This is a genomic window from Fundidesulfovibrio soli (assembly GCF_022808695.1).
In the GTDB taxonomy this organism is placed as follows: domain Bacteria; phylum Desulfobacterota; class Desulfovibrionia; order Desulfovibrionales; family Desulfovibrionaceae; genus Fundidesulfovibrio; species Fundidesulfovibrio soli.
In genome coordinates this window covers 19499-45578 of sequence record NZ_JAKZKW010000013.1, presented here as the reverse complement: position 1 = coordinate 45578, position 26080 = coordinate 19499, and the positions used below count along the sequence as shown (strand labels likewise).

At 67.4% G+C, this 26080-nt stretch carries 19 protein-coding genes and 1 tRNA gene; 11 read left to right on the top strand and 9 right to left on the bottom strand.

Annotation, left to right across the window (positions count from 1 at the left end; all coding sequences use genetic code 11):
* Window positions 1–230 precede the first annotated feature (230 nt).
* The 4 genes from hflX to MLE18_RS11925 all read left to right on the top strand — a co-directional run bounded on the left by hflX (window position 231) and on the right by MLE18_RS11925 (window position 4012).
* On the top strand, window positions 231–1700 hold the full coding sequence (gene hflX, locus MLE18_RS11940; protein WP_272881633.1) for a GTPase HflX: 1470 nt from the start codon (window positions 231–233) through the stop codon (window positions 1698–1700).
* A 29-nt stretch (window positions 1701–1729) separates the two neighbouring features.
* Window positions 1730–1805 (top strand) — tRNA-Phe (locus MLE18_RS11935).
* Window positions 1806–2321: 516 nt separating this feature from the next.
* Entirely contained in the window at window positions 2322–3047 is a 726-nt protein-coding gene (locus MLE18_RS11930) for a hypothetical protein (RefSeq protein ID WP_243439027.1), read from the top strand.
* A gap of 161 nt (window positions 3048–3208) precedes the next feature.
* Window positions 3209–4012 carry a dienelactone hydrolase family protein gene (locus MLE18_RS11925; protein ID WP_243439026.1) on the top strand — a complete coding sequence of 268 codons (804 nt, stop codon included), beginning with the start codon at window positions 3209–3211 and terminating at the stop codon, window positions 4010–4012.
* Between the two features lie 7 nt (window positions 4013–4019).
* Here the strand turns inward: MLE18_RS11925 and MLE18_RS11920 are convergent, their stop codons facing one another.
* The 4 genes from MLE18_RS11920 to MLE18_RS11905 all read right to left on the bottom strand — a co-directional run bounded on the left by MLE18_RS11920 (window position 4020) and on the right by MLE18_RS11905 (window position 13440).
* Window positions 4020–7583 carry a FecR domain-containing protein gene (locus MLE18_RS11920; RefSeq protein ID WP_243439025.1) on the bottom strand — a complete coding sequence of 1188 codons (3564 nt, stop codon included), beginning with the start codon at window positions 7581–7583 and terminating at the stop codon, window positions 4020–4022.
* 64 nt (window positions 7584–7647) lie between these two features.
* Window positions 7648–9687 (bottom strand): CHASE2 domain-containing protein, encoded by a 2040-nt coding sequence (locus MLE18_RS11915; protein ID WP_243439024.1) that lies wholly within the window; start codon window positions 9685–9687, stop codon window positions 7648–7650.
* Window positions 9688–9879: 192 nt separating this feature from the next.
* Entirely contained in the window at window positions 9880–11181 is a 1302-nt protein-coding gene (locus MLE18_RS11910; RefSeq protein WP_243439023.1) for a methyl-accepting chemotaxis protein, read from the bottom strand.
* 492 nt (window positions 11182–11673) lie between these two features.
* Window positions 11674–13440 carry a methyl-accepting chemotaxis protein gene (locus MLE18_RS11905; protein ID WP_243439022.1) on the bottom strand — a complete coding sequence of 589 codons (1767 nt, stop codon included), beginning with the start codon at window positions 13438–13440 and terminating at the stop codon, window positions 11674–11676.
* 329 nt (window positions 13441–13769) lie between these two features.
* Between MLE18_RS11905 and MLE18_RS11900 the strand changes: the two genes are divergently transcribed.
* Together MLE18_RS11900 and MLE18_RS11895 are read left to right on the top strand one after the other, a co-directional pair.
* Complete coding sequence (locus tag MLE18_RS11900; RefSeq protein ID WP_243439021.1) at window positions 13770–14684, top strand: NAD(P)-dependent oxidoreductase; 915 nt, start codon at window positions 13770–13772, stop codon at window positions 14682–14684.
* A gap of 296 nt (window positions 14685–14980) precedes the next feature.
* The gene (locus MLE18_RS11895; RefSeq protein ID WP_243439020.1) at window positions 14981–15775 is read left to right on the top strand and encodes a YkgJ family cysteine cluster protein; all 795 of its coding nucleotides are present in this window, start codon (window positions 14981–14983) and stop codon (window positions 15773–15775) included.
* A 79-nt stretch (window positions 15776–15854) separates the two neighbouring features.
* Here MLE18_RS11895 and MLE18_RS11890 read toward each other — a convergent pair whose 3' ends face one another.
* Both MLE18_RS11890 and mscL read right to left on the bottom strand, forming a co-directional pair.
* On the bottom strand, window positions 15855–16934 hold the full coding sequence (locus tag MLE18_RS11890) for an adenine nucleotide alpha hydrolase family protein (RefSeq protein WP_243439019.1): 1080 nt from the start codon (window positions 16932–16934) through the stop codon (window positions 15855–15857).
* 94 nt (window positions 16935–17028) lie between these two features.
* Window positions 17029–17439 carry a large-conductance mechanosensitive channel protein MscL gene (mscL, locus tag MLE18_RS11885; RefSeq protein WP_243439018.1) on the bottom strand — a complete coding sequence of 137 codons (411 nt, stop codon included), beginning with the start codon at window positions 17437–17439 and terminating at the stop codon, window positions 17029–17031.
* A gap of 167 nt (window positions 17440–17606) precedes the next feature.
* Here mscL and recA point away from each other — a divergent pair, with 167 nt between their 5' ends.
* From recA to MLE18_RS11860, 5 genes are all read left to right on the top strand, one after another.
* A complete protein-coding gene (gene recA, locus MLE18_RS11880; protein ID WP_243439017.1) occupies window positions 17607–18656 on the top strand; it encodes a recombinase RecA in 1050 nt (349 codons plus the stop codon).
* A complete protein-coding gene (locus tag MLE18_RS11875) occupies window positions 18656–19225 on the top strand; it encodes a hypothetical protein (protein WP_243439016.1) in 570 nt (189 codons plus the stop codon). The genes recA and MLE18_RS11875 overlap by 1 nt, the downstream gene beginning before the upstream one ends.
* Window positions 19226–19282: 57 nt before the next feature.
* A complete protein-coding gene (gene alaS, locus MLE18_RS11870) occupies window positions 19283–21928 on the top strand; it encodes an alanine--tRNA ligase (protein WP_243439015.1) in 2646 nt (881 codons plus the stop codon).
* Between the two features lie 88 nt (window positions 21929–22016).
* Window positions 22017–22442, top strand: coding sequence for a VOC family protein (locus MLE18_RS11865; RefSeq protein ID WP_243439014.1), 426 nt, complete (start codon window positions 22017–22019; stop codon window positions 22440–22442).
* Between the two features lie 497 nt (window positions 22443–22939).
* Window positions 22940–23380, top strand: a complete 441-nt coding sequence (locus tag MLE18_RS11860) for a hypothetical protein (RefSeq protein ID WP_243439013.1) — start codon at window positions 22940–22942, stop codon at window positions 23378–23380.
* A gap of 109 nt (window positions 23381–23489) precedes the next feature.
* On the opposite strand, the gene purN is transcribed toward MLE18_RS11860, so the two are convergent.
* Genes purN through MLE18_RS11845 form a run of 3 tightly spaced genes read right to left on the bottom strand, consistent with a single transcriptional unit; the run spans window position 23490 to window position 26078 of the window.
* On the bottom strand, window positions 23490–24161 hold the full coding sequence (gene purN, locus MLE18_RS11855; protein ID WP_243439012.1) for a phosphoribosylglycinamide formyltransferase: 672 nt from the start codon (window positions 24159–24161) through the stop codon (window positions 23490–23492).
* A 5-nt stretch (window positions 24162–24166) separates the two neighbouring features.
* On the bottom strand, window positions 24167–25684 hold the full coding sequence (gene cobA / locus MLE18_RS11850) for a uroporphyrinogen-III C-methyltransferase (RefSeq protein ID WP_243439011.1): 1518 nt from the start codon (window positions 25682–25684) through the stop codon (window positions 24167–24169).
* A 19-nt stretch (window positions 25685–25703) separates the two neighbouring features.
* The gene (locus MLE18_RS11845) at window positions 25704–26078 is read right to left on the bottom strand and encodes a carboxymuconolactone decarboxylase family protein (protein WP_243439010.1); all 375 of its coding nucleotides are present in this window, start codon (window positions 26076–26078) and stop codon (window positions 25704–25706) included.
* Window positions 26079–26080 lie beyond the last annotated feature (2 nt).

Genomic DNA, 26080 nt, shown 5'->3' with positions numbered 1-26080 from the left:
GGGGCCTGCTCCGGACGGAGCGCCCCGGGAGGTTCCCCATCGCCAGCAAAGCCCAAGGCAACACCGAAGGACTCAAACCCAGCCAGCTCAAGGCCCTTGAGCGGCTCTACACCCGGCGCTATCCCCCCCAGGCCGGCTACACCCCGGACCAGGCCCGCGAACTGGCGGCCATCTCCCACGGCATTGGCAGGCAGATTGGCCTGCTCATAGACCGCAAGGGCAGGCCGGACATGGTCCTGGTGGGGGAGCCCCACGCCATCTACATCCCGGAGCTTCCCCGCTCCCGCCTGGGCTCGGGCCGCCTGCGCGGCCTGCGCCTGCTGCACACGCACCTGCACGACGCCGGGCTGGACAAGGAAGACCTCACGGACATGCTCTTCCTGCGCCTGGACTCCGTGGCCGCCCTGACCGTGGACGACATGGCCGCGCCGGACCGGATCTACGCCGCGCACCTGCTGCCCAAAACCGCGGAAGGCGAGGGCGGCGACCCCTGGGAGGTGCTGCCCCCGGCCCCCTGGGACCGCCTGGACATCGATTTCGAGGCCATGACCCAAGCCCTGGAGGACGAGTTCGCCCGGCTGGACCAGCCCGTGGCCGGTTCCGAGGCGGGCGTGTCCGACCGGGCGATCATGGTGGGCGTGGGCAGCGCGCCGCGCCTGGAGCTGGAGGCCTCACTCGACGAACTGGAGGCCCTGGCCGCCACGGCCGGGCTCAAGGTGACGGGCAGGGTGCTGCAGCGCGTACCCCAGGTGAACCCACGCACCATCATCGGCAAGGGCAAGCTCTCCGAGCTTGAGATCATGGCCCTGTCCTCGGGCGCGGCCGTGCTGCTCTTCGACGGGGAGCTGACACCGGCCCAGATGCGCAACCTGGCAGACCTGACCGAGCGCAAGATCCTGGACCGCACCCAGCTCATCCTGGACATCTTCGCCCAGCGGGCCACCTCGCGTTCGGGCAAGTTGCAGGTCGAGATGGCCCAACTCAAGTACACGCTGCCCAGGCTGGTGGGAAAGAACCCTGCCATGAGCCGGCTCATGGGCGGCATCGGCGGGCGCGGCCCCGGCGAGACCAAGCTGGAGGTGGACCGCCGCCGCATCCGCGAGCGCATCACCCGCATCAAGCGCGAACTGCAGGAGCTGCGCAAGCAACGCGCCCAGGTGCGCGACAGGCGGGCCAAGGCCGGGCTGCCCATCGTCTCGCTGGTGGGCTACACCAACGCGGGCAAGTCCACGCTGCTCAACACCCTGACCCAGTCCGAGGTGCTGGCCGAGAACAAGCTCTTCGCCACCCTGGACCCCGTGAGCCGCAGGCTGCGCTTCCCGCAGGAGCGCGAGCTGGTGCTCACGGACACGGTGGGCTTCATCCGCGAGCTGCCCAAGGAGCTCAAGGAGGCCTTCCAGGCCACCCTGGAGGAACTGGAGAGCGCGGACCTGCTCATCCTGGTGGCCGACGCCGGGCACCGCGAGCTGGCCGGGCAGGTGGAGGCCGTGGAGGCCATCCTGGAGGAAATGGAGCTTAACAAGGTGCCGCGCATCCTGGCGCTCAACAAGTGGGACACCCTGGACGAGGACGGCAGAACCTGGGTGCTCAGCCGCTACCCCGGCGGTGTGCCCATCTCCGCCAGGACCCGCCCGAGCCTGGAACCCCTGGTGAATGAAATTTTATCGCGCCTGAAATGGGAAAAGGGCTTGCCAACCTGAGGGAAAGACGGTAGATCGCTCTTCCTCGCGCCGAGGTAGCTCAGTTGGTAGAGCAGGGGACTGAAAATCCCCGTGTCGGGAGTTCAATTCTCTCCCTCGGCACCACGGAACCCAAGGGGTTACGGTTACAAACCGTAACCCCTTTTCCTTTGTGCGGGTGTTTCGATCCTTTCCCGGCGCCGGACCCGGGCTACTGCAGCAGCGGCGGAGCGGCCTGGGGCAGACGCGGAGGGAAAATCCATCGCCGCGCGTCCGCAGAGTCTCGCGAACGCGTTGCAATGATTGACGGAATGTTCAGCGGCGGCCTCCCAGGCGGCGTCCCTGGGTTAAATCATTCCTCCTGACCCACTTAACGCTTGTTCCCCTCCCGGTGATTGTGCCAATAATGGTATTCAATCTCTCCTTATGCCGTCAGGGGCGCTGAGTCTTCCGTGCGCGCTCCCGAGGGGGGCTGCGGCCGTCGTTGCTCCTCTCCGGTTGGCCACCGGTTCGTTTCCACGTCGCGGGCGAATCCCGCGGCAGCAGCCTTCTCAGTATGATCCGTATGTCCTTCCTTTCGTTTTGGTCCGTGCCGTGCCGTTCATTGCATGCGTCATCTAAATCTCGTCAGGGGGTGGCAAGATGAAGAAGCAGACATTGACTGCTTTGTTGTGCATCGCGATGTGCGTCGGTTTCGTCCCGGCCGCATCGGCGGACTTGGGGGTTTTCGCGGTTGCGAAGGTCAGCTCGCTGGGGGTGGGGGGCGATGTCGGCTACAGATTCGGGGACTTTGTCAGCGCTCGGATCAACTTCAACTACATCGGCTGGGGCGTCGGCGGCGTGGTGGCCGACGACGTCAACTGGCACATCGCGGGCAAATCGGAAAAGGGCGTGCGGTTCAGCAGCAATTTCACGATGGCGACCCTGGGCGCGGTCCTGGACGTGTACCCGCTCGGCAAGTTCGAGAACCAGTTCGCCAGGAACCTGTTCGTGTCCGGCGGGGTCTATCTGAACTGGAACGAAGTGAACGCCACGGGAGCGATCAATCCGCTCGCCCTCTTTGGCAGCGGGCTGGGCACGCCCGGGTTTGTCGTCGGAGCCCCGGTGGCCAAGCTCAAGTACAACCTTGTCAGCCCATACGCGGGCCTGGGCTGGCAAGGCTGGTTCAACGACAAGAGCAGCTGGCGGCTGCAGTTCCTCCTCGGGGCATTGTTCCAGGGCGCCCCGAACATAAGCATCACGGGATACAACCCCGCTGTTCCCGGCGTGGCGACTACGATATCCAGGCTGCGCTCGGACGTGAAGTCCGTGGCGGAGCTGTTCCAGGTCATTCCAGTGGTTTCCATCGGGATCGGCTATTCTTTCTAGGCGGATGGACGCCTCATCATGGCGCGGCCGCGTGCGCCGGAGTTCGCGCCGCGCCAACCGCACACGCGCAGTGTGCGCGGTGAAACCGGATGCGTCCCACCCGGAAATGGGCTAACTGTGCCCATAACCGTCGACAACCGTCATCCCCCGGGAGGCACCGCATGAAAGCACCGTTCCGCTTCACCCCGCTGCTGGCCCTGTTCCTGTTCGTCCCGCTCTGGGCGGCTTCAACCGCGTCCGGGGCAGTGGTCTCACGGCCCGTGGAGTACAGCCACGGCGGCACGGCCTGCAAAGGCGTGCTCTTCCTGGATGAGGCCGTGAAGGGCAAGCGCCCCGCCGTGATGGTGGTGCACGAGTTCTGGGGGCTCAACGACTACGTGAAGAAGCGCTGCGCCATGCTGGCGGAGCTGGGCTACGTGGCCTTCGCCGCGGACATGTACGGCGACGGCATGGTCACCACCCACGCGCCCGAGGCTTCGGGCTGGTCCAAGCAGATCCAGGCCAACATCCAGAACTGGCGGGAACGCGCGCTCAAGGCCCTGGACATCCTCAAAGGCCAGCCCGAGGTGGACCCGGCCCGGGTGGCGGCCATGGGCTACTGCTTCGGCGGCTCCACGGTGATGCAGATGGCCTACGCGGGGGCGGACCTGCGCGGGGTGGCCAGCTTCCACGGCGCGCTGCCCCCGGCCGAGGGCGTGGCCAAGGGGAGCATCAAGGCCAAGGTGCTGGCCTGCCACGGCGCGGACGACGCCATGATCCCCCTGGAACGTGTCGCGGCCTTCCAGAAGAGCCTGGACGAAGCCGGGGCCGTCTGGGAGTTCATCACCTTCTCCGGGACGAGGCACAGCTTCACCAACCCCGACGCCGACAAGGCGGGCATGGCCAACGCGGCCTACAACAAGCGCGCGGACATGCGCTCCTGGGAGGCCCTGCTGGGCTTCCTCAAGGAGGTCTTCTCCCAGTAGGCCCGGCCTAGAAGAACAGGCCGAGCCGCAGCATCACCCGCCGCGAGGGCGTGATGGAGTCGAGCACCACGGGCTCGCGCTGGTAGGAGAACTTGACGTCGAGCAGGTTGGCGCCCTCCAGCGAGACGAAGCCGCGCTTGCCCGGGAAGTCGAAGGACATGCGCGCGTTGAGCACCCCGAACAGGGTCTCGTCGCGGTGGCGGCCCAGCAGGTCCCTGGCGGTGGACTCGGGGAAGGTCTGCTTGACCAGCAGCCCGGAGACCCCGGCCCCGAAACCGTTCCTGTACAGGAAAGTCAGTCCGCCGCCGCCGTTGATCTCGAAGTAGCGGGTCTCGGGGCTGCGGTGCAGCTCCACGCCCTGCGGCTCCAGCCACTTCACCGCGCCCACCAGGTTCAGGCCCAGGTAGGGGGTGAGCACCCTGTTGAAGGAGCCGGTGAGCAGATAGCGGTCCGTGACGTACCAGATCTTGCGGTCGTAGCTCTGATAGGGGTCGAACTGCGGGTTCTCTATGTGGTGGTAGTCGGCGCGCAGCACGCTGAAGGTGGCATCGTTCCACTGGCGCTCCCAGGCAAGGCCCGCCTCAACCACGCGCGAGCCGTCGTCGGCGTTGACCCGGGTGGGGAACCCGGCCACCTCCGAGGGCTGGATCATGGGCTGCAGGGCCGTGTGGTTGTTGAGGTAGCGCTGCACGGCCATGCGGATCACGTCCTTGCCGGTGGCCTCCCAGTTGAGCCCGAAGCGGAAGCCAAGCAGGGCGTCCTCCACGTCAGAGACGAACCCGAAGCGCGGCGTGACCCCGAACTCCCCCGAAAGCCCCAGCTCGAGCACCAGGTTCTTGCGCACCCGCCAGTAGTCCATGGCGTAGACGGTGAGCGAGCGCTCCCAGTGGTCGTTGCGGATGGAATCCAGGGTGGAGACGCGCGGCAGCAGGGGGATGAACAGCTCGGTGTCGCGCCGGTAGCGCAGGGTGGAGCTGAACACGTCTCCGCCCACGATCAGGGAGTGGTCCCCCAGGGTCATCTGCTGCTGCAACTGGATGTTGCCCATTTCGCGGGGGGTGTTGCGGTTGGTCAGGGTCACGCTGTCCAGTGGCAGGCCGTCGGGGGAGGCCGCGTCGTAGCGGCGGTCGGAGGTGGTCCAGCCGTTCTGGTGGTAGGCCCCGTAGACGATGGTGGTCCAGCCGGGGGCCTGGCGGCGCACGTAGCCGCCCTCCAGCAGCGTGGTGGAGTAGTCGTTGATCTGCCAGGGCGAGGGCTTGTACTCCCAGGCGCTCAGGCTCGAGGTGTCCCCGGTGTGCGCGCGGGAGAGCGTTGCCGAGGCGTAGAGGGAATCCTTGAAGGTCGGCTCCCACTTGAACTGCCCGAAGGCGAAGCCGGAGCGGCTGACGCCGTTGACGCCCCGGAGGCCGTTGTCCTGATTGAAGGAGCCGTAGACGTCCCCGGCCACGCCTGGCACGCCGCCGTACACCTCCGCGCTGGACTCCACGATGGACTTGCCGTTGGCCCACGAGCCCACACCCCCCACGAGCTGCGTGCGGATGTAGGGGGCCTCGAACATGGGGGTGTAGTCGTTGTAGAGCGTGAAGGCGCTCTGGTTGGCCGGGGAGAGCAGCCTGTTGAGCAGCAGCTCGGAGGACGCGGCCGAGACCCTGGCCCTGGTGGCGGCGAAGGCGCTGCTCAGGAACAGGTGCGCCGAGGAGTCGAAGGGGTCCTTCTTCACGGCGGTGACGGCCTTGGAGTAGGCCCATTCGCCCAGGCCGATCTGGTTGTAGACCTTGGCCAGGTCGAAGTTGCGCACGGCCAGGTCGCGGTCCAGCAGCAGCCTGGAGCGGAACATGGCCCGGTTGTCGTTCAGGCTGATGGAGCGGTTGAGGGCCTCCACGGCGTCGCCTGGCTGGTAGAGGTCGGTCAGGGCGATGCCCTTGTAGAGGTGGGGCGTGGGGTCGGCCGGGTCCAGGCGGGCGGCCTGGTCGTAGGTCTCAAGGGCGCGCTCGTGGGCGCGGGAGGCGTAGTAGGCCTTGCCCAGGCTGGTCTGGTAGAGCGAGACGCGGGGGTCCAGCAGGGTGGCCGAGAGCATCTGCGAGAGGCCCTCGAAGCGCCTGTTGCGGGCGTAGTCCACCATGCCCAGGCCCAGGCGGGGTTCGGGCAGCCCGGGGTCGGCCTTGGCGGCGCGCTCGAACAGGGCCTGGGCCTCGTCGAAGTTGCGCATGCCCAGCTTGGCGAAGCCGCCCAGTGCCAGCACCTGGGGGTCGTCCGGGGCCAGGGCCAGGGCCTTGTCCACGGTGGCCCAGGCCTTGTCCGGCGCGTCGTGCCCCAGCTCGATCTGGGCCTTGTACACGTAGGCGCTCACGCAGGCGGGGTCCAGGGCCAACGCCTGATCCAGGGATTCCCTGGCGGCGGGGATGTCGAAGCGGGCCAGCTGGGCCAGGGCCACGCTCACTCGCGCCGTGGGGGACTCGGGGGCGGTCTGCACGGCCTGCTGGGCCTGGGCCAGGGCCTGGTCCTTGCGATTGCGGGCCAGGTCGATCTGGGCCATGAGCGAGCGGCAGAAGGGGTCGGCGGAGTATTTCGAGAGGGCCTGGTCGAGCAGGGCCCGGGCCTGCGCGGGTTGGCCCGCGCCCAGCGCCAGCCAGGCCGCCGCGCCGAGCAGGGCGGGTGAGGGCGGATACCCGGCAAGTTCAGCCTTGCAGGCGTTCCAGGCCTGGGCGGACTGCCCGGCCTGGGCCATGGCCAGCCAGCGCCCCACGGCGGCCCTGGCCGAGGGCGGGGCCTTGGCGAAGGCCTCCAGGGCCTCCTGCGCGCGGTACTGGCGCAACGCGGCCCAGCCCAAAGCGGTCTGGTCGCCCTGGCTCAGGGCCAGCTCCCCGGCCCGGGCGGCGTCCCCGGCGTCCAGGGCGGCTTCGGCCGCGCCCGGCGGCGGCCCGGCCAGGGATGAGGGCCGCAGGTCGCGCCAGCTGATGGCCGTGGGGTAGTAGAGCACCCACTGCACCGCGTCCTCGGGGTTGACCAGCACTTGCTTGGTGGGGGCCTGGCCCGGCCTGGCCTGGCCCAGTTCGCCGCGTTCCAGGTCCAGGCTGCCTTGCGGGTTGGAGAGCAGCAGCCTGCCCTCGATCAGGGCAATGCGGGTCAGCCCGGCCCCGTCCACCGTGGCCGTGAACTCGGTGCCGCGCACGGCGGCGGTGAGCGCCGGGGAGGTGAGCTGGAATTTCGAGGCGTCGTTGTTGTTGCGCAGCCAGGCCTCGCCGGTCTTGAGGTCGTAGACGCTGTTGGGCGGGGCCTCGCCGCCCGAGGCATTCATGAAGCCAAGGCGCGAGGAGGCGGCCACGGCCTTGAGCGTGATAAGGGTGTTCTCGCCCAGCCTGATCTGGGTCTCGTCCGCGCAGAGGATGGCGGCCCTTGCACCCGCACCGGTGCGCACGGAGTCGCCGGCGATCAGGTCCAGGCCGGTGGCAGCGGGCCTCCAGGCCCCGGGGCCGGAGGAAACCGCAACGTCGCCCTGGGCGAACACCAGCCGCCCTGCGGTTTCCGCCGCCAGCGCCGTGGACGCCCACAGCGCAAACGCAAGCACCATCGCCACAAAGCCCGATACACCCCGCGAAACCTTTGCACCGCCAGCGAGCATCGCCGCCTCCGTCCTATTTGGATTCCATCGCGTGTACGCCGTCCCACTCAGGCGCGGGGGGCGTTTCCATGAATGTCTGGCACCGCGCCAACAGCACCCGGGAGGGCCCGTCACCGGGACGCTCCGCCAACACATCCTGAAAATGCCCCGCCGCTTCGACGAAGTCCCGGGCCATGTAGGCCGCCAGGCCCCGTTCGTAGGCCTCCGCCCACGGCGGGGGAGATCCCTCGCCGAGCAGCTCGAAAATCTCCACCGGCTTTGCCCGGCCCTTGACCCGGATGGCGTCCACCCGGCGCAGGGCGAACTCCTGCCCCAGAAACGCCCGCGTCTCGCCGCTCAGGAGCGTGCCGGTGCCGTATTGCTTGTTCGCCGATTCCAGGCGCGAGGCAAGGTTCACCGTGTCGCCCAGGCAGGTGTAGTTCACGTGCTCGCGAGAGCCCACGTTGCCCGCCACCACCCTGCCCGAGTGCAGGCCCATGCGCGCGGCCAGCCTGGGCCCTCCGCCGGGCTCCAGGCGGGCGTTGAGCACCTCAAGAGCGCGGGCCATGCCCAGGGCCGCCCGGCAGGCGTGGGCCGCGTGCCGGGCGTCGGGCAGGGGGGCGCCCCAGAAGGCCATCACGGCGTCGCCGATGAACTTGTCCAGCGTGCCCGCGTTGGCCTTGATGACCTCGGTCATGGGCGTGAAGTAGCCGGAGAGCAGCTCCATGAGCTCCCCCGGGGCCATGCGCTCGGAGAACGAGGTGAAACCGGCCAGGTCGGAGAAGAGCACTGTGACCTCGGCCTCCTCGCCGCCCGGTTCAAGAAGCTCGGGCCGGGCCAGGAGCATGTCCACCACCGCTGGGGACACGTAGCGCGAGAAGGCGGCGCGCATCTGCCTGCGCTCCCGCGCGGCGCGGGCGTAGCCCTCCAGCAGCAGGAAGCCCTCCACGGCCAGGATGCCGCCGGAGAGGCCCAGGGCCGGGAACCACGCCAGCTTGGCGGCGAAGAGCGCGTAGGATGCCCCCAGCGCGCCGGCAGCCCCGCCCAGAGAGGCCAGGGCCGCTGGCAGGGGACGCAGCCGCCTGAGCAGAAGCGCCGCCCCGGGGATGATCGTCAGGGCTGCCCCGGCCACGGCCCAGCCCGGGGCCACGGTTCCGGCCCGCCCGCCAAGCAGCTGGGCCAGGATGGCGGCGTGCAGCTCCACGCCGGGCACGTTGGCCCCGGACTGGCGGCTGAAGGGGGTGCGGAAGGCGTCGGCCTGCACGGAAAGCACCGGGCTGGCAGCCAGGGAGCGGCCCACCAGCACGATCTTGTCCTTCAGGAATCCGGGCGGCAGGGAGGCCCGCCAGTCGAGGGCCTGCGTGTAGGAGACCGTCCGTACGCTGCGCGCGGGGCCTGGATGATCCACCAGCCCGCCTTTGTGGAAGACGCGCCGCCCGGGTTCCAGGGCCTCCAGGGCCGCCGCGGGCAGCGTGGCCTGTCCGGCCAGGACGCTGGAGAAGCGGCGCACCGTGCCGTCCGGGTCCGGCGTGAGAATGGCCAGGCCCGTGCCCAGGGCGGCGCGCTCGAAGCGGGGCAGGGGGCGCACCAGCATCACCCGGCTGAAGGCCGCGTCCTCGGCCGTGTCCACCGTGGAGGCCAGCAGGGCGCGGCCGTTTGCGCGCAGGGCGTCCTCCAGGGCCTGATCGTCTTCAGGGGTGGAGGGCTCCGCGAAGATCACGTCCAGGACCGCCAGCCTCGCGCCCGCGTCCGTGAGCTCCCGCAGCAGGGCGGCGTGCACGCGCCTGGGCCAGGGCCAGGCCAGGCCCAGCTCCTGTATGGAGGGCTCGTCGATGGCCGCGATGACGATGTCCGGCGGGGCCGGCCTGGGGCCGCGCAGCAGGAAGAAGAGATCGAGCAGCTGGCTCTCAAGCTGGTGCCCCGGCGGGCTGGCCTGGAACAGGGCGGCCGCCGCCGCGATGAGCAACCCGGCGCAGAGCGCGGCGGCCATCCCGCAACGCCGGGTCTCGGGCGCGACTGCGGGGGCCGTGCTGGATGGGGTCTGGGGGCGGGGGCCATCCGCTCCTGGGGGCATGGGTCGGCTCTCCTTCGGGGGACTGCCTCCCGGGGGGAGACGGCGGTCACCCGATGCTACCAGAGGAGGCGAGCGGCAGTAAATCGAAGTTTGTCCTACTTGGGAAGTTTGGCGGACAGGAAGAGGCTGCGGCGGCCTGCGGCAACTCCCTCAGAAGGGGAGCAGGCCGCAGGCCGTTTCATTCAGGGGGCGTCAGGAGATGGCGCGCCGGGGAGTTCCGCCTTGCAGGGCTGCGTTGCCTTGCAGGCCCTCGATGATGTCGCGAAGCACCCGGGCGCGGTCCGCCAGTTCGTCAACGGCCCGGGCGGCCCGGGTCATGTCCTGGGCGGTGGCCCGGGAAATGTTGCTCACGTCCTCCACGGAACGGTTGATCTGCTCGCTGGCGGCGGCCTGCTGCTCGCTGGCCGCGGCGATGGCGCGCACCTGGTCCGCCGTGACCTCCACCAGGGTGACGATCTGCTGCAGGGAGTGGCCGGACTGCCCGGCGAGGCCCGTGGCCTCGTCGATGCGCTGCACCGCCCGCTCCACGCTCTGGATGCTGTGCGCGGTGCCGTCCTGGATGCCACGGATGGCGTCGCCGACCTCCTTGGTGGCGGTCATGGTCTTCTCGGCCAGCTTGCGCACCTCGTCGGCCACCACCGCGAAACCTCGCCCCGCCTCGCCAGCGCGGGCGGCCTCGATGGCGGCGTTCAGGGCCAGCAGGTTGGTCTGGTCGGCTATGTCGCTGATGACGTTCATGATCCTGCCGATGGAGTCGGCCTGTCCGCCCAGATGGGCCATGTCCTGCTTGAGGGCCAGGGCTTCGCTCTGCACCTGGGCGATGCCGTCCACCACCTTGCCCACGACCCCGGCCCCTTCCTCGGCCTGCTTGCGGGCCTGGGAGGAGGTCTCCGCCGCCTGGGAGGCGTTGCGGGCGACCTCCAGCACGGTGCTGTTCATTTCGGACATGGCCGCCAGGGTCTCCGCGATGCGCGAGTTCTGCTGCTCGGCCCCGGTGTGGGAGGATGAGACGATGCTCGCCAGCTGCTGCGCCGCCTGGGCCAATTGGCCGCTGATCCCGTCCGCCTGGGCCGATCCGCTGGCCACGCGGGCGTTGGTCTCCAGGAGGCTGGCCTCCTGCACGCGCAGTTCGGTCAGGTCGGCGTAGACGCACAGCGAGCCCATCAGCTTGCCGTCGAGCCCGTAGAGGGGGGATGCGTCGATGCGCAGGCTGCGCTTGCCGCCCTTGCGCCCGGTGAGCTCCACCTCCTTGGTGATCTCGCGGTTCTCCTTCATGGCCACGCCGAGCACGGTGGGGCGGGAGGCGTCGCCGTAGAAGAAGTAGGCCACGTTCTGGCCGTAGTAATCGGTGGGGACGCCGTCCTGCTCCAGGATGCGCAGCAGGTTCTTGTTGGTGAAGCGCAACACCTGCTCGGTGTCCACCACCACACACGGGGTGGCCATGCCCTGGAGCACGCCCCTGGCGAACCCGAACTCGCCAAGAAGTTTATCCACGGATGCTTTCGCAGCGGATGCTACGTCGCCCGCCGCACCGTTCGCATCATGCCGCATGTCTTCAATACGCGCTGAATAGTCGCCTTCTGAGATGCGCTTGAAAGACTTTGCAAGCATTGTCAGGGTAAAATCGTTCTTGGCCATCAGCACCGCAGTCAGTATCGCAAAGGATATGAGGACAAGCGATGCGACAAGACCTGCCGCCATGGATGCTCCGTACGCCCAGAGTGACAACAATATGGCGCAGGAGGATATTGTCAGAGCGGAGACCCACCATGGAGAAATAAGAAATCTTATGCCCATAGCATTACATCCCGTGTTCGAATTGTTGAGGTGCTCAATTCTTGTTGTCACAATACCGTAACGGGAAGCGCAAGGGAAGGGCTTTGCTGTGGCGGATGCCTGTACATTGCGGGATGGATGCAACGGGGGAATGGAGAGGAAACAGAATCCCGGGGCCGCTTTCCGGCCCCGGGGAGCGAAAGCGGGGGGCTAGGATGCGGCCAGGGCTTCGCGGCGCATACCGTCCACGAGGTTCTTGAGGTTTGCGGCCGCGCCGGAGAGGCGCTCGAGGTCGCGCCCGGCGGAGACCATCTCCTCCGAGGTGCGGGAGGCGATCTGGCTCACGGCGCTCACGGCCTGGTTGATCTCCTCCGAGGCCTGTGACTGCTGCTCCGACGCCGTGGCGATGGCCCGGACCTGATCCGCCGTGCCCTCGATGCGGGAGACGATCTCCATGAGGGTCCTGCCCGCGCCGCCGGCCAGGCCGGAGGTCCGGCTGGCGGCCGTGGCCGTGCCTTCCATGCCGGTGATGTTCTGCTTCACCCCGGCCTGGATGGCCGCGACCACCGAGGACACCTCTCCGGTGGCCTGCATGGTTTTCTCGGCCAGCTTGCGCACCTCGTCGGCCACCACCGCGAAGCCTCTTCCCGCATCGCCCGCCCGGGCGGCCTCGATGGCGGCGTTGAGGGCCAGCAGGTTGGTCTGGTCCGCTATGTCGGAGATGACGGTCATGATCCTGCCGATGCCATCGGCGTGGGTGCCCAGGCTGTCCAGGCTGGACTTCATGGCCTCGGAGCGGCTGCGCACCTCGTCAGTGGCGGCCACGACCTCCTGCACGACTTCAAGCCCCTTGCGGGCCTGTATCCCGGCCTCGTTGGAAATGTCGGCGGCCTTGGCCGCGGTGCCGGCGACTTCAAGCACGGTGGCGGCCATCTCCTCCATGGCGGTGGCCGTCTCCATGGTGCGCTGGCTCTGTTCGCGGGTGCCGTCCACAACCTGCTCCACGCGGGAGCCGAGGGCTTGGCCCAGGGCGGCCATCTCCACGGCGAAGCTGTCCAGCCGCTCGGCGGCCTCCCGCAGGCCATCCAGGCGGGAGCGCTCGGCCATGGCCCGCGCCTCAAGGGCTTCGTGGCGGGCCTTCTCGGCCTCGTGGGACTTGGCCAGGGCCTCGCCCTTCTCGGAGTGAACCTCGTCGAAGGCCGCCTGGAGCTTGCCGGCCATGTCCAGCATGGCGGAGTGGACGCCCTTCTCCTTGCCGGTGCAGGCCTTGAGCACCTGGGAAATCTCGCCTTTGGCGATGCTGGCGGCCAGCTCGGCAACCTCGGCCGGTTCGGCGCCCAACTGGTTCAGGATGCTGCGGGAGACCCACATCGCCGCCGCGAGGCCGATGCACAGGGATACGGCGAGCATCCCGAGCTGACGCTTGAGGTCGCCCGTGATGGCGGCCACCACGGCCTCCACCTGCTCGTCGGCTTCTTTATATTGCCCCTCCTGCAGGGGGGCGATCCGGTCGGCCAGGGCGTCGGTCTTGGCGTCGAAATCCTTCATGATCTTGTTGCCGGCCTCGCGCCCGTCCTTCACATAAACTTCGGCCATGCGCTTGCCCAGGGAGTACATCTCCTCGAAGAGCTTGCCGATGGCCTCGGTCTCGGCGAGCATCTGGGTGTCCTGCTCGCGGGTGAACATGGCCTTGAACTCGCCCAGGGACTCGCGGAACTTGGCGGCGGCCTTCTCGGCGTCGGCCAGGCTGTCGTCCTCTCCTGTAGCGGACACGTCGGTAAGGTATTGCTGCACCTCCACCGCCATGAGCTTCATGGTCGCGGCGCGGGCCGCGAAGGGCAGGCTCTCGGAGCGGACCAGGGCCGCCCTCTCGCGGATGGAGCCCAGTGAGAAGGCCATGATGAGCGCCCCCAACGCCATGATGGCGAGAACCAATCCGAAACCGAACATCATCTTGGAACGAACGGAAAACTGCATGAACTCCTCCAAGGGTGGTCATCAGCGCTGGGTTGAGTCCGGCGTGCGGGCTGCGCTGCCGGTCATTTTGCGAAACTCGTCAAAGGTTACTGCATTTTGACAATTGTACTCAAGGGGTATGTTGGTTTTTGTGTCGGTTTTATTGCACGCGGGTGACCTCAGCGCGGCCAGTCGGCGAAGCGATTCCTAAGGCAGGGGGGATTGTCGGGGGAGGCGTGCGGGTTGTTTGCCATGCGCAGGCCTGCAGCCAGCCGCATAGCCTTTTTCAGCGCCGTGAGCTATGCCGAAAGAAGGTCGACGGACCCAATACAGCGAAGCGAGGATCAGCCATGACCAACGCGGCAAACCTGCGCCCGGCGGACCCGTCCGTCACGCGCATAGGATGGATCGGCACGGGAATCATGGGCAGCTCCATGTGCGGCCACCTGATGGACGCCGGATACGCGCTCACCGTCTACAACCGCAGCAGGCTCAAGGCCGAACCCCTGCTGGCGAGAGGGGCGAGCTGGGCCGCCACGCCCAGGGAAGTGGCCCAGGCCTCCGACGTGGTGTTCACCATCGTGGGTTTCCCCAAGGACGTGCGCGAGGTCTATTTCGGCGCCGACGGCGTGTTCGCCGGGGCCGGGACCGGGGCCGTCCTGGTGGACATGACCACCAACAGCCCCAGCCTGGCCGTGGAGATCGCGGACAAGGCCGAGGACGCCGGGATGTTCGCCCTGGACGCCCCGGTCTCCGGCGGGGACGTGGGCGCGCGCAACGCCACCCTCTCCATCATGGTGGGCGGCGAGCCCGAGGTGTTCGAGGCCGTGCGCCCCCTGTTCGGGGTCATGGGCAAGACCATCGTGCACCAGGGCCCGGCCGGCAGCGGGCAGCACGCCAAGATGTGCAACCAGATCGTCATCGCCGGGCACATGATCGGCGTGTGCGAGAGCCTGCTCTACGCGGTGCGCTCGGGCCTGGAGCCATCCAGGGTGCTGGAGTCCATCGCCACGGGCGCGGCGGCCTGTCCGGCCCTGAACAATCTCTGGCCGCGCATACTCAAGGACGACTACGCCCCGGGCTTCATCATCGACCACTTCATCAAGGACATGGGCATCGTCCTGGAGGAATCCAGGCGCATGGGCTTCAAGCTCAAAGGTCTGATGCTCGTGGAGGAGATATACCGCGAGGCCCAGGCCATGGGCTTCGGCTCCAACGGAACCCAGGCCCTGTACCTGGCCCTGCAGAAGGTCGCGGGGGACTAGGAGCGGCCAGTTGGGAGTGGATTGCGCGGCGCGCGGGGGGTCCCGCGCGCCGCGCGTTTTGTCGGCGGCAGCCCGTTCCCCTGCGGGCGGGCGCCTCTTGGTGTCCGCTCGGTTCAGACAAGGGGCGGCGGATCGCTTGATAGGCTTGCCCGGGCTTGGTAGGTTTTTCGTGAGAAGCTATGGTGATAATGTCACCATTGAAGGTTCCGTGATCATTCAACGAGCCGCCAGCGCGACTTGCAACCATGCGGGGGGTATCCGCTCCCGCTTACGTGCATGAGCATTGTGGAGAAGGCATGGACATCCGCATAAGTGACGCCACCTCCGGGAAGAATCTCCACATCGGGTTCACAGCGGGACTCTCTGTCGAATGTGCTTTCTTTCCGCCGGAGGGGGACGTCGCCCTGGTGGATATATTGCCGGAAATATTTACAATCTCAAATGAGCTCATAGGTCAGGCACTGTCGCAAGCCGGCGCGGAGGGCTTGCGCCTGTCATGCGACAGAGGGTGCGTCTCCTGTTGCTACCAGCTGATCGTGATGTCCGATCACGAAGCGCTGCTGCTCGCCCACATAGTGTCCTTGATGGAGCCGAATGAGCAGGCGCGGATTAAAGGCGCATTGAAGTCGATGCTCCAGGTTCTCGAACAAAACGGCCTGCTTGCGGAACTCATCGACTCCCATGCGAATTGTTTCAGCGACTCAGACCGCTTGGTCGAGATGCAGAAAAAGTACTGGGAGCTCCAACTGCCATGCCCATTCCTTGTGGACAGGTTGTGCTCCATATATCAATTCCGCCCTCTGGTCTGTCGTCAATATATAGTCAGCTCACCCAGCAGCTGCTGTGCGCAAATATTCAAACCGGACAACAGCGTTAAGAAAATCCCTCTTTTATACGATGTGGCCAGCGCGGTTGCCTCATTCAATGGCGTAGCGGCAAAACCGACACTCGCCGTCCCTATCCCTGCGATCCTGCTTGTCAACGGGTTGCTGGAGAGTTTCCCGCGCCCCAAGTCAAATGCTGAAGAAATGATCGCTGCATTTCTTGCCCATCTTGAGCAGAACTTCACTCGAAGTGCTACGTCGAAGTAATAGTTTGTCCTCTCACAGTATCGCTGTTGCAACGAATACCGCGATGTGTTGCAGTGGTTGTGCGGCGGCGACCCACCGCCTAATACCCGTCGTCCTGGTCTCCCTCCCCGAACAGGGCCCGCTTCGCCGGCAGGCAGCTCTCCCAGTCCAGCTCCGCGAGCCCCAGGCGCGACGCGCGCTCGGGGACCACATCCAGCTCCGCGGTCTCGCCGCCGCGCGTGGCCAGCACCGTGACGGTGCCGCCCCCGCTCCCGGTCGCGGCCACGGCCTTGGGCGAATAGGAGGCCAGCAGCGCGGCGGCGTCCTCCAGGGCGGCGCGGCTCCAGTCCGCGCCGGGCAGGGGGCGGATGAGCCCGAAGGGGCTGGGCAGGTCCTTCACGTCCAGCAGGATGTCCCCGGCCTGCGCCAGCTCGGCCAGGGCGGCGTTGTCCTCCTGGTTGCGGCCCATGGCCAGCCAGTAGGGCCCGGCCCAGAACTGCCTGCCCACGTTGGCCAGGTGGAAGTCCGCCGCGCGCGGCGGGGCGGCGTGCTCGAACAGGGGCACGTAGCGCTTGGCCGAATCCAGGATGGTCAGCTTGCAGCCTCCGGCGGGCTGGGGGTACTCGGTGATGCCCAGGCGTTTGGCCAGGGCGAACTGGGGCTTGCGGGTGCGGCCGTTGAAGTTGTGCAGCTTCTCGCGGTCCACCAGGCCGTCCAGTTCGGCGGGGGAAGGCTTCATGTTCTTGGCCGAGAGCGGGCGCAGCAGCACGTCGCGCACGCCCGCCTCGCGGCTGATCACGTCCAGGGCGTCGCGCCGCTGGGACATGGGCCGCTGCCCCTTGACCTCGCCGGTGAGGATCATCTTGGCGCCGTATTCCGGCATCAGCTCCTTGCAGCGCCTGAGCATCAGGATCTTGCAGTCCACGCAGGGGTTCAGGCACTTGCCCACCCCGTGGGGCGGGCGCGAAGCCAGGAGCGTGACGAAGGGCTCGCCCACGTCAACGGTCTCGATGTCCAGCCCGTAGGTCTCGGACCAATGGGCCACCTTGTCCGGGTGGCCGAAGAAGGGGCTGACGAAGTGCAGGCCGAGCACCCTGAGGCCCTGCCCGGCGACGGTTTTGGCGGCCAGGATGGAATCCAGGCCGCCGGAGAACATGGCCAGCGCGTCGTATTGTTTCATGGCGGGGAAAAAGGTCTCCTTCATGCGTATGCGGGCGCTCCCGGAGGAGCGCCGCCCGGCGCATGCCTATCAGCGACCGAGGCAAAAGGCGATACTAGGCCTGCCGGGCCCTGAGCAGGTCGCGGATCTCCGTGAGCAGGGCCACGTCCGCCGGGACGGGCGGCGGGGCGTCCTGCGCGGGGGGCTCCATTCTGCGCTTGAGGGTGTTCAGCCCCTTGACCATCATGAAGATGGCGAAGGCCACGATGATGAAGTCCACCATGGCCTGGATGAAGTTCCCGTAGTTCAGGGTGGCGCCCTTCATCCCGTCGATGGGCGGGGCCAGGGTGAGCTTGAGGCTGGTGAAGTCCACGCCGCCCAGGAGCATTCCCAAGGGGGGCATGATGACGTCCGCCACCAGGGAAGACACGATCTTGCCGAAGGCCGCACCGATGATAACGCCCACGGCCAGGTCCATGACGTTGCCGCGCATGGCGAATTCCTTGAACTCTTTCAAGAAGCTCATATGGCCTCCTCACGGGGTTTGCCGTAATGTATCCCTTCCCTGGCGGCGGGACAAGCTCGGCGGCGCAAAAACGGCCCGCTTGTCCTGCAAAAATGGACGTTGCCCCGGGGCGGGGCATTTGCTATGGCCTCATGGCATTTCCCACTTTCGAACAAGGACGCACCCACATGGCCAAGAAAGCCGCAGCCAATCCCCAGGACGCCCGCCTGGAGGCGCTCGCCACCGCGCTGACCACCATCGAACGCAAGTACGGGCAGGGCTCGGTCATGCGCCTCGACGAGGACGCCCACGTGGCCATTCCCGCCATCCCCACCGGCTCCATCGGCGTGGACGTGGCCCTGGGCATCGGCGGCATTCCCCAGGGGCGCGTCACCGAGATCTACGGCCCCGAGTCTTCGGGCAAGACCACCCTGGCCCTGCACATCATCGCCCAGGCCCAGAAGAAGGGCGGCACCGCCGCCTTCATCGACGCCGAGCACGCCCTGGACATCACCTACGCCCGCCGCCTGGGCGTGAAGACCGACGAGCTGCTCATCTCCCAGCCGGATTTCGGCGAGCAGGCCCTGGACATCACCGACATGCTGGTGCGCTCCAGCGCCGTGGACGTCATCGTCATCGACTCGGTGGCCGCGCTGATCCCCCAGGCCGAACTGGAGGGCGAGATGGGCGAATCCCAGGTGGGCGGACAGGCCCGGCTCATGAGCCACGCCATGCGCAAGCTCACGGGCACCATCCACAAGTCCAACACGGCGGTGATCTTCATCAACCAGATCCGCATGAAGATCGGCGTCACGGGCTACGGCAGCCCCGAGACCACCACGGGCGGCAACGCGCTCAAGTTCTACGCCTCCACCCGCATGGACATCCGCCGCATCCAGACCCTCAAGGACAAGGAGGAGGTCTACGGTTCGCGCTGCCGGGTGAAGGTGGTCAAGAACAAGGTGGCCCCGCCCTTCCGCGAGGCCCAGTTCGACATCCTCTACGGCACCGGCATCTCCCGCGAGGGCGAGATCATCGACATGGGCGTGGAGATGAACATCGTGGACAAGTCGGGCGCGTGGTTCGCCTACGGCACCGAGCGCCTGGGCCAGGGCAAGGAGAACGTCCGCGCCTTCCTGCTGGAGCACCCGGACATCCGCCAGCAGATCGAGGACAAGATTTACGAGCACCTGGGCCTGAAGGAGGCCGCGAAGGCGCAGGAAGCGGGCGGGGCCTGATGCTCCAGCCCGGAGCAACGGCGCGCCTCGGGGCGGTGCTGGGGGCGCTTCTGGCCCTGGCCGCGCTCTGCGGCTGCGCGGCGGACAAGCGACGCGCCGCCAATGCGCCCGCTCCGGCGTCCGGCATGGCCGGGATGCCCTCCGTGCGGGGCATGGACGGCTACGCCTTCTATTTCGACCCCACCCGCTGGGAAATGATGGAGGACATCTCCAATCCGGCCTATGAGTTCCAGTTCGCGGGCCGCTCCGGCAGGATGCTGGGCGCGGTCTGGGTGGACCAGACGCCCTTCGACCCGGCCAGGATGGAGGCCGCGGCCGTGCGCAACGCCGAACGCCTGACCTTCGACGTGCGCGTCTCCCAGAGCGGAGCGGTGGAGCTGGGCGGGCTGCCCTGCCGCTACGTGCGCCTGTTCGGGCGCAAGGACGGCGTGGAGATGGTGATCGAATACACCCTGTGTTTCGTGGGTTCGCGGTCCTACGTGGCGATGACCATGGCCGTGGGCCCCCTGAACAGGGACATGATCGAGGACATGAACGCCTTCCCCCGGGGCATGCGGCCCGGGGGGTGATAAATACGCGGGCCCGGGAGGTCCGCGGGCATCGCCGCTTTCCCAAGGAGACCTTTCGTGATCAGCGCCACTGAAATCCGTCGCAAATTCCTGGATTACTTCGTCGCCAACGGCCACACCGAGGTGGCCAGCTCCTCCCTGGTGCCCAGGGAGGACCCCAGCCTGCTCTTCACCAACGCGGGCATGGTGCAGTTCAAGAAGGTCTTCCTGGGCCAGGAGAAGCGCGACTACACCCGCGCCGCCACCTCCCAGAAGTGCCTGCGCGTGGGCGGCAAGCACAACGACCTGGAGAACGTGGGCCGCACCGCCCGCCACCACACCTTCTTCGAGATGCTGGGCAACTTCTCCTTCGGCGACTACTTCAAGGAGGAGGCCATCCGCCTGGCCTGGGGCTTCCTCACCGAGGAGATGAAGCTCCCCAAGGAGAAGCTCTACGCCACCGTCTACCTGGACGACGACGAGGCCCACGGCCTGTGGCGCAAGATCGCCGACGTGCCCGAGAAGCGCATCATCCGCCTGGGCGACAAGGACAACTTCTGGTCCATGGGCGACACCGGCCCCTGCGGCCCCTGCTCCGAGATCCTCATCGACCAGGGCGAGCACATGAGCTGCGGCCCGGAGTGCGGCATCGGCAAGTGCGACTGCGACCGCTTCCTGGAGATCTGGAACCTGGTGTTCATGCAGTTCGACCAGATCAAGCCCGGCCAGCGCGTGCCCCTGCCGCGCCCCTCCATCGACACGGGCATGGGCCTGGAGCGCATCTCCGGCGTGTGCCAGGGCGTGTACTCCAACTTCGATTCCGACCTGTTCAGCCCCATCATCGCGGCCACGGCCGAGCTGGCGGGCGTGAAGTACCGCGCCGACGAGGAGAGCGACACGGCCCTGCGCGTCATCGCGGACCACAGCCGGGCCATGGCCTTCCTCATCGCGGACTCCATCCTGCCCTCCAACGAGGGCCGGGGCTACGTGCTGCGCCGCCTGATCCGCCGCGCCTTCCGCTTCGGCCGCCTCATGGGCCTGCGCGACCCCTTCCTGCACCGGGTGGCCCCGGTGGTGGTGGACGTCATGGGCGTGCAGTACCCCGAAATCGTGGAAGGCATGGACTTCATGACCCGCGTGGTCCGCGAGGAGGAGGAGCGCTTCTCCGCCACGCTGGACAAGGGCCTGGAGATCCTCGAGGAGGAGATGGCCGCCGCCCGCAAGAACAACGTGAACATCATCTCCGGCGAGGCCGCCTTCAAGCTCTACGACACCTACGGCTTCCCCCTGGACATCATCACCGACGTGGCGGGCAAGCAGGGCTTCGGCGTGGACGAGGCGGGCTACACCGCCTGCATGCAGGAGCAGAAGACCCGCGCCAAGAAGGCCTGGAAGGGCTCCGGCGAGACCGACGTGGCCGGGCAGTTCAAGAAGCTCCTGGAGACGGGGCTCAAGTCCCGCTTCGTGGGCTACGGCCAGCTTGAGGCCGAGTCCCGCGTGATTGCCCTGCTGGGCGAGGACGGCCTGCCCGTCGAGCGCATCATCCAGGGCGAGGGCGGCTACGCCGTGTTCGCGCTGACCCCCTTCTACGGCGAGTCCGGCGGCCAGATGGGCGACAAGGGCAGCGTGGAGACCATGACCGGCTCCGCCGACGTGCTGGACACCCTCAAGCCCAGCCCCGAGCTGACCACGCACCGCGTGTTCGTCAACGAGGGCGAGCTGCTGCTCGACCAGGAGGCCAAGCTCATCGTGGACGAGGACCAGCGCCTGGCCTCGGCCCGCAACCACACCACCACCCATCTGCTGCACGCCGCCCTGCGCGAGGTGCTGGGCGAGCACGTGAAGCAGGCGGGCTCCCTGGTGGGGCCGGACAGGCTGCGCTTCGACTTCACCCACATCTCCGCCCTGACGCCCGAGGAAATCGCCCTGGTCGAGCGCAAGGTCAACGAGGCCATCCTGGCCGACATCGCGGTTGACCGCGCTGTCATGGGCTACCAGGAGGCCCAGGCCAAGGGGGCCATGGCCCTCTTCGGCGAGAAGTACGGCGACGAGGTCACCGTGGTCTCGGTGCCAGGCGTCTCCACGGAGCTGTGCGGCGGCACCCACCTGCGGGCCACGGGTCAGGCGGGCGGGTTCGCCATCGTTTCCGAGACCGGCGTGGCCGCCGGCGTGCGCCGCATCGAGGCCGCCACGGGCTGGAACCTGCTGGGCCAGCTGCAGGCCGCCAGGCGCGAGCTGGACGAGGCCGCCGACGTGCTGCGCGCCCGCCCGGGCGAGCTGGTGGAGCGCCTCAAGGCCATGCAGGCCCAGGTCAAGGCCCTGACCAAGGACAAGGAGCAGCTCCAGGCCAAGCTGGCCTCGGGCCAGGGGCGCGACCTCATGGACTCCGTGGAGGAGGTGGGCGGCGTGAAGCTGCTGGCCGCCGAGGTGCAGGGCGCCACCATGAAGTCCCTGCGCGACACCATGGACGACGTTCGCTCCAAGATGCCCTCGGGCGTGGCCTGCCTCATCGGCGCGGGCGAGGACGGCAAGGTGGCCCTGGTGCTGGCCGTCAGCAAGGACCTGCACGCCAGGTTCACCGCCCAGACCCTGATCAAGGACGTGGCCGCCCTGGTGGGCGGCTCCGGCGGCGGCAGGCCGGACATGGCCCAGGCCGGTGGCACCGACGCCTCGGGCATCCAGGCCGCCCTGGCCAAGCTCAAGGAACTGGTGGGCAAGGCCTAGCGGTCAGCCGCGATTCAGTGATATCCTGGCCGGCAGTCGTATCCAAGCGGCTGCCGGCCTTTTTCAATTCTAAGCGGAGGATAGATTTATGGCGGTTCAATCCATCACCACCAACCTCATGGTGGAGGACGTCAACCGCTCCATCGACTTCTGGGTCGGGCTGCTGGGCTTCAGCGTGGCCGAATGCGTGGATGCGGAGCACAAGCTGTACCACGGGCGCATGCCCGGCGCGGACCTGATCTGGGCCATGTTCGTCTCCGGCCCGGCGGCGGTGATGGTCAACCGCCGCGACAGCCTGGAGCGCGAGCTGCCCCTGCTCACGGGCAGGCCAACGGGCGGCACGTTGACGCTCTACGTGGTCGTGGAGGATCTGGAGGGCCTGCACCGGCGCATCCAGTCCATCGTGCCCACCATCAAGGAACCGGAGACCAGCTTCTACGGCATGAGGGAGTGGTACGTGCGCGACCCGGACGGGTACGTGGTCTGCCTGGCGCAGAAGGTTGGGGAGGACTAGAACTTGGCGTGGAAGTCCGTTTTCAGTGTTGGCTGTTCAGGCAGGGCTAGCCAGTCAATCCCGTGAGCTTCAGGAAGTAGACAGTCACGAAAGCAAGGGCTACCCCAATGAGATTGGAGAGTATCTTCAAGAGCAATTTGTTCATGACGGCTATCTGAAGCAAATATAATATAATGCTGTGTAGACGAGCCAGTTCACAAGGGTGTCTTCCACAAACGCGCGCCGCGTGTAGTCACCGGCATTTTTGAAGAGGTCCATTCCAGCGGCTCCACAGAATACTGCTTCACAAATATTTATGTGTTTTGCGTTGTGTGGTCAAGGGTCGGCGCGCTAGACAGCGGGTGCGCGAGGCTGCCTTCGAAGAAACGTGGCCGATAATTGGGTGTGATGGATACCGATCTCTGGCTGTGTATGTTCCATACCAACGGACGCCAGTCATTGCAGGCGGGGCGAGTAAGTGTCTGCCAACGAACATGTTGGAACAGATGAGAGGGGCTGTGCGTTTCACCGAAAGGGCGAAAAAAGATCTCAGAGCCATAGCCTGGATGGTGGGCTTTCTTCTGGTCTTCCTGCTGTCCGGGGCGGGGTATCTTTATTTCAACCTGTGTTCTGACGACGCATTCTCCACGACGCTCTCCCCCTCGGGAAAATACAAAGCCACCGTCACGGTCAGGAATTGCGGCGCCACAACCTCGCACAATTATCTGGTCAGCATCGGGGAAAGCGGCGACACATACTTCCTTGAGAAGGCCGGATGGCTCTACGGGGCTCGCCGCAATGCGAAAGGGGACTGGGGTGTGTCGGTGGTCTGGCTGAGCGACAACGAAGTGAGCGTCCGCTACTTCGACTGCCACTCGCTCAAGTTGGAGGACAACGGGCCTGTGGTGGCTGGGCAACGCATCGCGGTGTCCTTCGATCAGGCCTTGGACGCGCCCTAGCCGGGCGGCGGAAATTGCTTCAGAACGGACGAGAGCCCATCGGGCGAGCCCAGCAAGCCCACAAGACTGGATCGAAGCGCGGGCGCGCCCCGCACCCCTCGGAATACTGCTAGAACCCCTGCTCAAGCGGCGGGTTGACCAGCGCGCCTTCCACGGCGGCCTTGGGCAGCCCCGCGTCTCGCAGCCGCACCTTGCGGCCTTCGATGCTGAGCCTGCCGGTGGCAAGCCACTGCACGGCCTGGGGCAGGATGCGGTGCTCGAAGGCCAGGATGCGCTCGCCCAGGCTGGCGGCGTCGTCGTCGGGGTAGGCGGGCACGGCGGCCTGGATGACCACTGGCCCGTGGTCCATGATCTCGTCCACGAAGTGCACTGTGGCCCCGGAGATGGCCACGCCGTAGTCGGCGGCGTCGCGCTGGCCGTGGGCCCCGGCGAAGCTGGGCAGCAGGGCGGGGTGGATGTTGATGATCCGGCCGGGGAAGGCCTGCAGGAACACAGGGGTCAGCAGGCGCATGAACCCGGCCATGACCACGGCCTCGGCCCCGGATTCGCGGATGGCGGCCACCATGGCCGCGTCGAAGGCCGGGCGGTCGGGGTAGGCCGTGTGCGGCAGGGCAACGGCCTTGATGCCGTGGGCGCGGGCGCGCTCCAAAGCGTAGGAGTCCTGCCGGTTGGAGAGCACCAGGGCGATGCGCGCGTCCAGGGCTCCGGACTGCACGCGCTCGATGAGCGCCTGCAGGTTCGACCCGGAGCCGGAAACCAGGACGGCGATGGGAAGGGTCACGGCGCTCAGGATTCCTTGGCGCTTTCAGCCACGGCCTGGGCCAAGGCCGGGATGGTGTAGCTCTCGGGCTGGATGTCCGGCGTGAAGCCGTACTTGGCCAGGGTGGCGGCCGTGATGGGCCCGATGCAGGCGATCTTGATGCGTTCGCGCAGCGGGGCCAGGCGGTCCGCCGGGATCATCTGGAAGAAGTTCTCCACCGTGGAGGAGCTGGTGAAGGTCAGGTAGTGGATCTCGCCCTCCTCGATGGAGGCAACGATCTCGTCGGGATCGTGGCTGGCCAGCTTGGTCTCGTAGACCGGCAGCACCTCCACCTGGGCTCCGGCGCGGCACAGCTCGTCCGGCAGCACTTCGCGGGCCTTGAGCGCGCGCGGGATGAGCACGCGCTTGCCGCCGATCTGCAGGGCCAGGAGGCCCTCCACCACGGACTCGGCCACGTACTTCTCGGGCACGAAGTCGGCGCGGATGCCGCGCTCGGCCAGGGCCTGGGCCGTGGCGGGGCCGATGGCCGCCACCATGAGCCCGCCCAGGGCGCGGGCGTCCTTACCCATGGCTTGCATCTCGTGCCAGAAATATTTGACCCCGTTCACCGAGGTGAACACCAGCCAGTCGAAGCAGGCCAGGTTGCCCACGGCTTCGCGCACCGGGGTGGTGTCGGCCAGGGGGGCCACCTCGATGGTGGGGAACTCCCAGGTGCAGGCGCCCATGTCGCTGAGCACGCGGGTCAGGTCGCTGGCCTGCTCGCGCGAGCGGGTGACCACCACGCCCTTGCCCAGCAGGGGGCGCTGCTCGAACCAGTTGAGCTTGTCGTGCAGCTGCACCACCTCGCCCACCACCAAGAGAGACGGGGCCTTGAAGCCCTTCTCGCGGGCCTCGCGGGGGATGTCCTTCAGGGTGGAGACCATGGAGCGGTGGCGGCAGGTGGTGCCCCAGCGAACCAGGGCGGCCGGGGTCTCGGGGCTGCGCCCGCCCTCGATCAGCCTGCGGGAGATGTCCTCCAGGTTCTTCACGCCCATGAAGAAGACCAGCGTGGACGCGGCCTTGGCCAGGGCGTCCCAGTTGTGGGCGGATTCGTCCTTGGTGGGGTCCTCGTGGCCGGTGATGAAGCTCACGGAGGAGGCGTACTTGCGGTGCGTGATGGGGATGCCCGCGTAGGCCGGGGCGGCCACGGCGCTGGTGACGCCGGGGATGACCTCGAAGGTCAGGCCGTCCTCAAGCAGCTCCTCGGCTTCTTCCGCGCCGCGCCCGAACACGTAGGGGTCGCCGCCCTTGAGCCGGGCCACGACCTTGCCCTCCTTGGCCTTGGCCACCAGGAGCTTGTTGATCTCGCCCTGGGGCAGGGTGTGGTCCCCGCCCTTCTTGCCCACGTAGATGATCTCGGCGCCGGGGCGGCAGTAGTCCAGGAAGGCCTTGTTGGCCAGGTAGTCGTAGACCAGCACGTCGCAGGTCTCGAGGATGGCCTTGGCCTTGACGGTCAGAAGTCCGGGGTCGCCGGGGCCTGCGCCGATGAGGTACACGTTGGGCATGGTGGTGTGGCCTTGGGGCTTAGCGTTTGTTCTGCTGGAAAACGCCCTTGGCCGTGGCCAGGGCGTTGAGCGAGGCAGGGAACCCGGCGTAGCCGGATATCTGCACGAAAATCTCCGTGATTTCCTCGGGCGTGAGCCCCGCGTTCAGGGCGTTGCGCACGTGGGCCTGGAGCTGGGGCTGGGCGTGGCCCAGCGCGGCCAGGGCCGCCAGCGTGACGATCATGCGCTCGCGCAGGGGCAGGCCCGGGCGGGCGTAGACGTCGCCGAAGAAGCCCTGGATCATCTCGACCATTTCCGGGGCCAGGTCGTCGAGAAGGCCCCGGAGCAGGCGGTCGTTGTCGGGGTTCAGGCGGGCCAGGAGTTCCCGGCCCCGCCCGATGCGATCTTGATCCACGC

Bases quoted from the DNA above. Each gene is read 5' to 3' on its own strand.
- hflX (WP_272881633.1), top strand. From the start codon at position 231: ATGGTCCTGGTGGGGGAGCCCCACGCCATCTACATCCCGGAGCTTCCC.
- MLE18_RS11930 (WP_243439027.1), top strand. From the start codon at position 2,322: ATGAAGAAGCAGACATTGACTGCTTTGTTGTGCATCGCGATGTGCGTC.
- MLE18_RS11925 (WP_243439026.1), top strand. From the start codon at position 3,209: ATGAAAGCACCGTTCCGCTTCACCCCGCTGCTGGCCCTGTTCCTGTTC.
- MLE18_RS11920 (WP_243439025.1), bottom strand. From the start codon at position 7,583: ATGGTGCTTGCGTTTGCGCTGTGGGCGTCCACGGCGCTGGCGGCGGAA.
- MLE18_RS11915 (WP_243439024.1), bottom strand. From the start codon at position 9,687: ATGCCCCCAGGAGCGGATGGCCCCCGCCCCCAGACCCCATCCAGCACG.
- MLE18_RS11905 (WP_243439022.1), bottom strand. From the start codon at position 13,440: ATGCAGTTTTCCGTTCGTTCCAAGATGATGTTCGGTTTCGGATTGGTT.
- MLE18_RS11900 (WP_243439021.1), top strand. From the start codon at position 13,770: ATGACCAACGCGGCAAACCTGCGCCCGGCGGACCCGTCCGTCACGCGC.
- MLE18_RS11895 (WP_243439020.1), top strand. From the start codon at position 14,981: ATGGACATCCGCATAAGTGACGCCACCTCCGGGAAGAATCTCCACATC.
- MLE18_RS11890 (WP_243439019.1), bottom strand. From the start codon at position 16,934: ATGAAACAATACGACGCGCTGGCCATGTTCTCCGGCGGCCTGGATTCC.
- mscL (WP_243439018.1), bottom strand. From the start codon at position 17,439: ATGAGCTTCTTGAAAGAGTTCAAGGAATTCGCCATGCGCGGCAACGTC.
- recA (WP_243439017.1), top strand. From the start codon at position 17,607: ATGGCCAAGAAAGCCGCAGCCAATCCCCAGGACGCCCGCCTGGAGGCG.
- MLE18_RS11875 (WP_243439016.1), top strand. From the start codon at position 18,656: ATGCTCCAGCCCGGAGCAACGGCGCGCCTCGGGGCGGTGCTGGGGGCG.
- MLE18_RS11865 (WP_243439014.1), top strand. From the start codon at position 22,017: ATGGCGGTTCAATCCATCACCACCAACCTCATGGTGGAGGACGTCAAC.
- cobA (WP_243439011.1), bottom strand. From the start codon at position 25,684: ATGCCCAACGTGTACCTCATCGGCGCAGGCCCCGGCGACCCCGGACTT.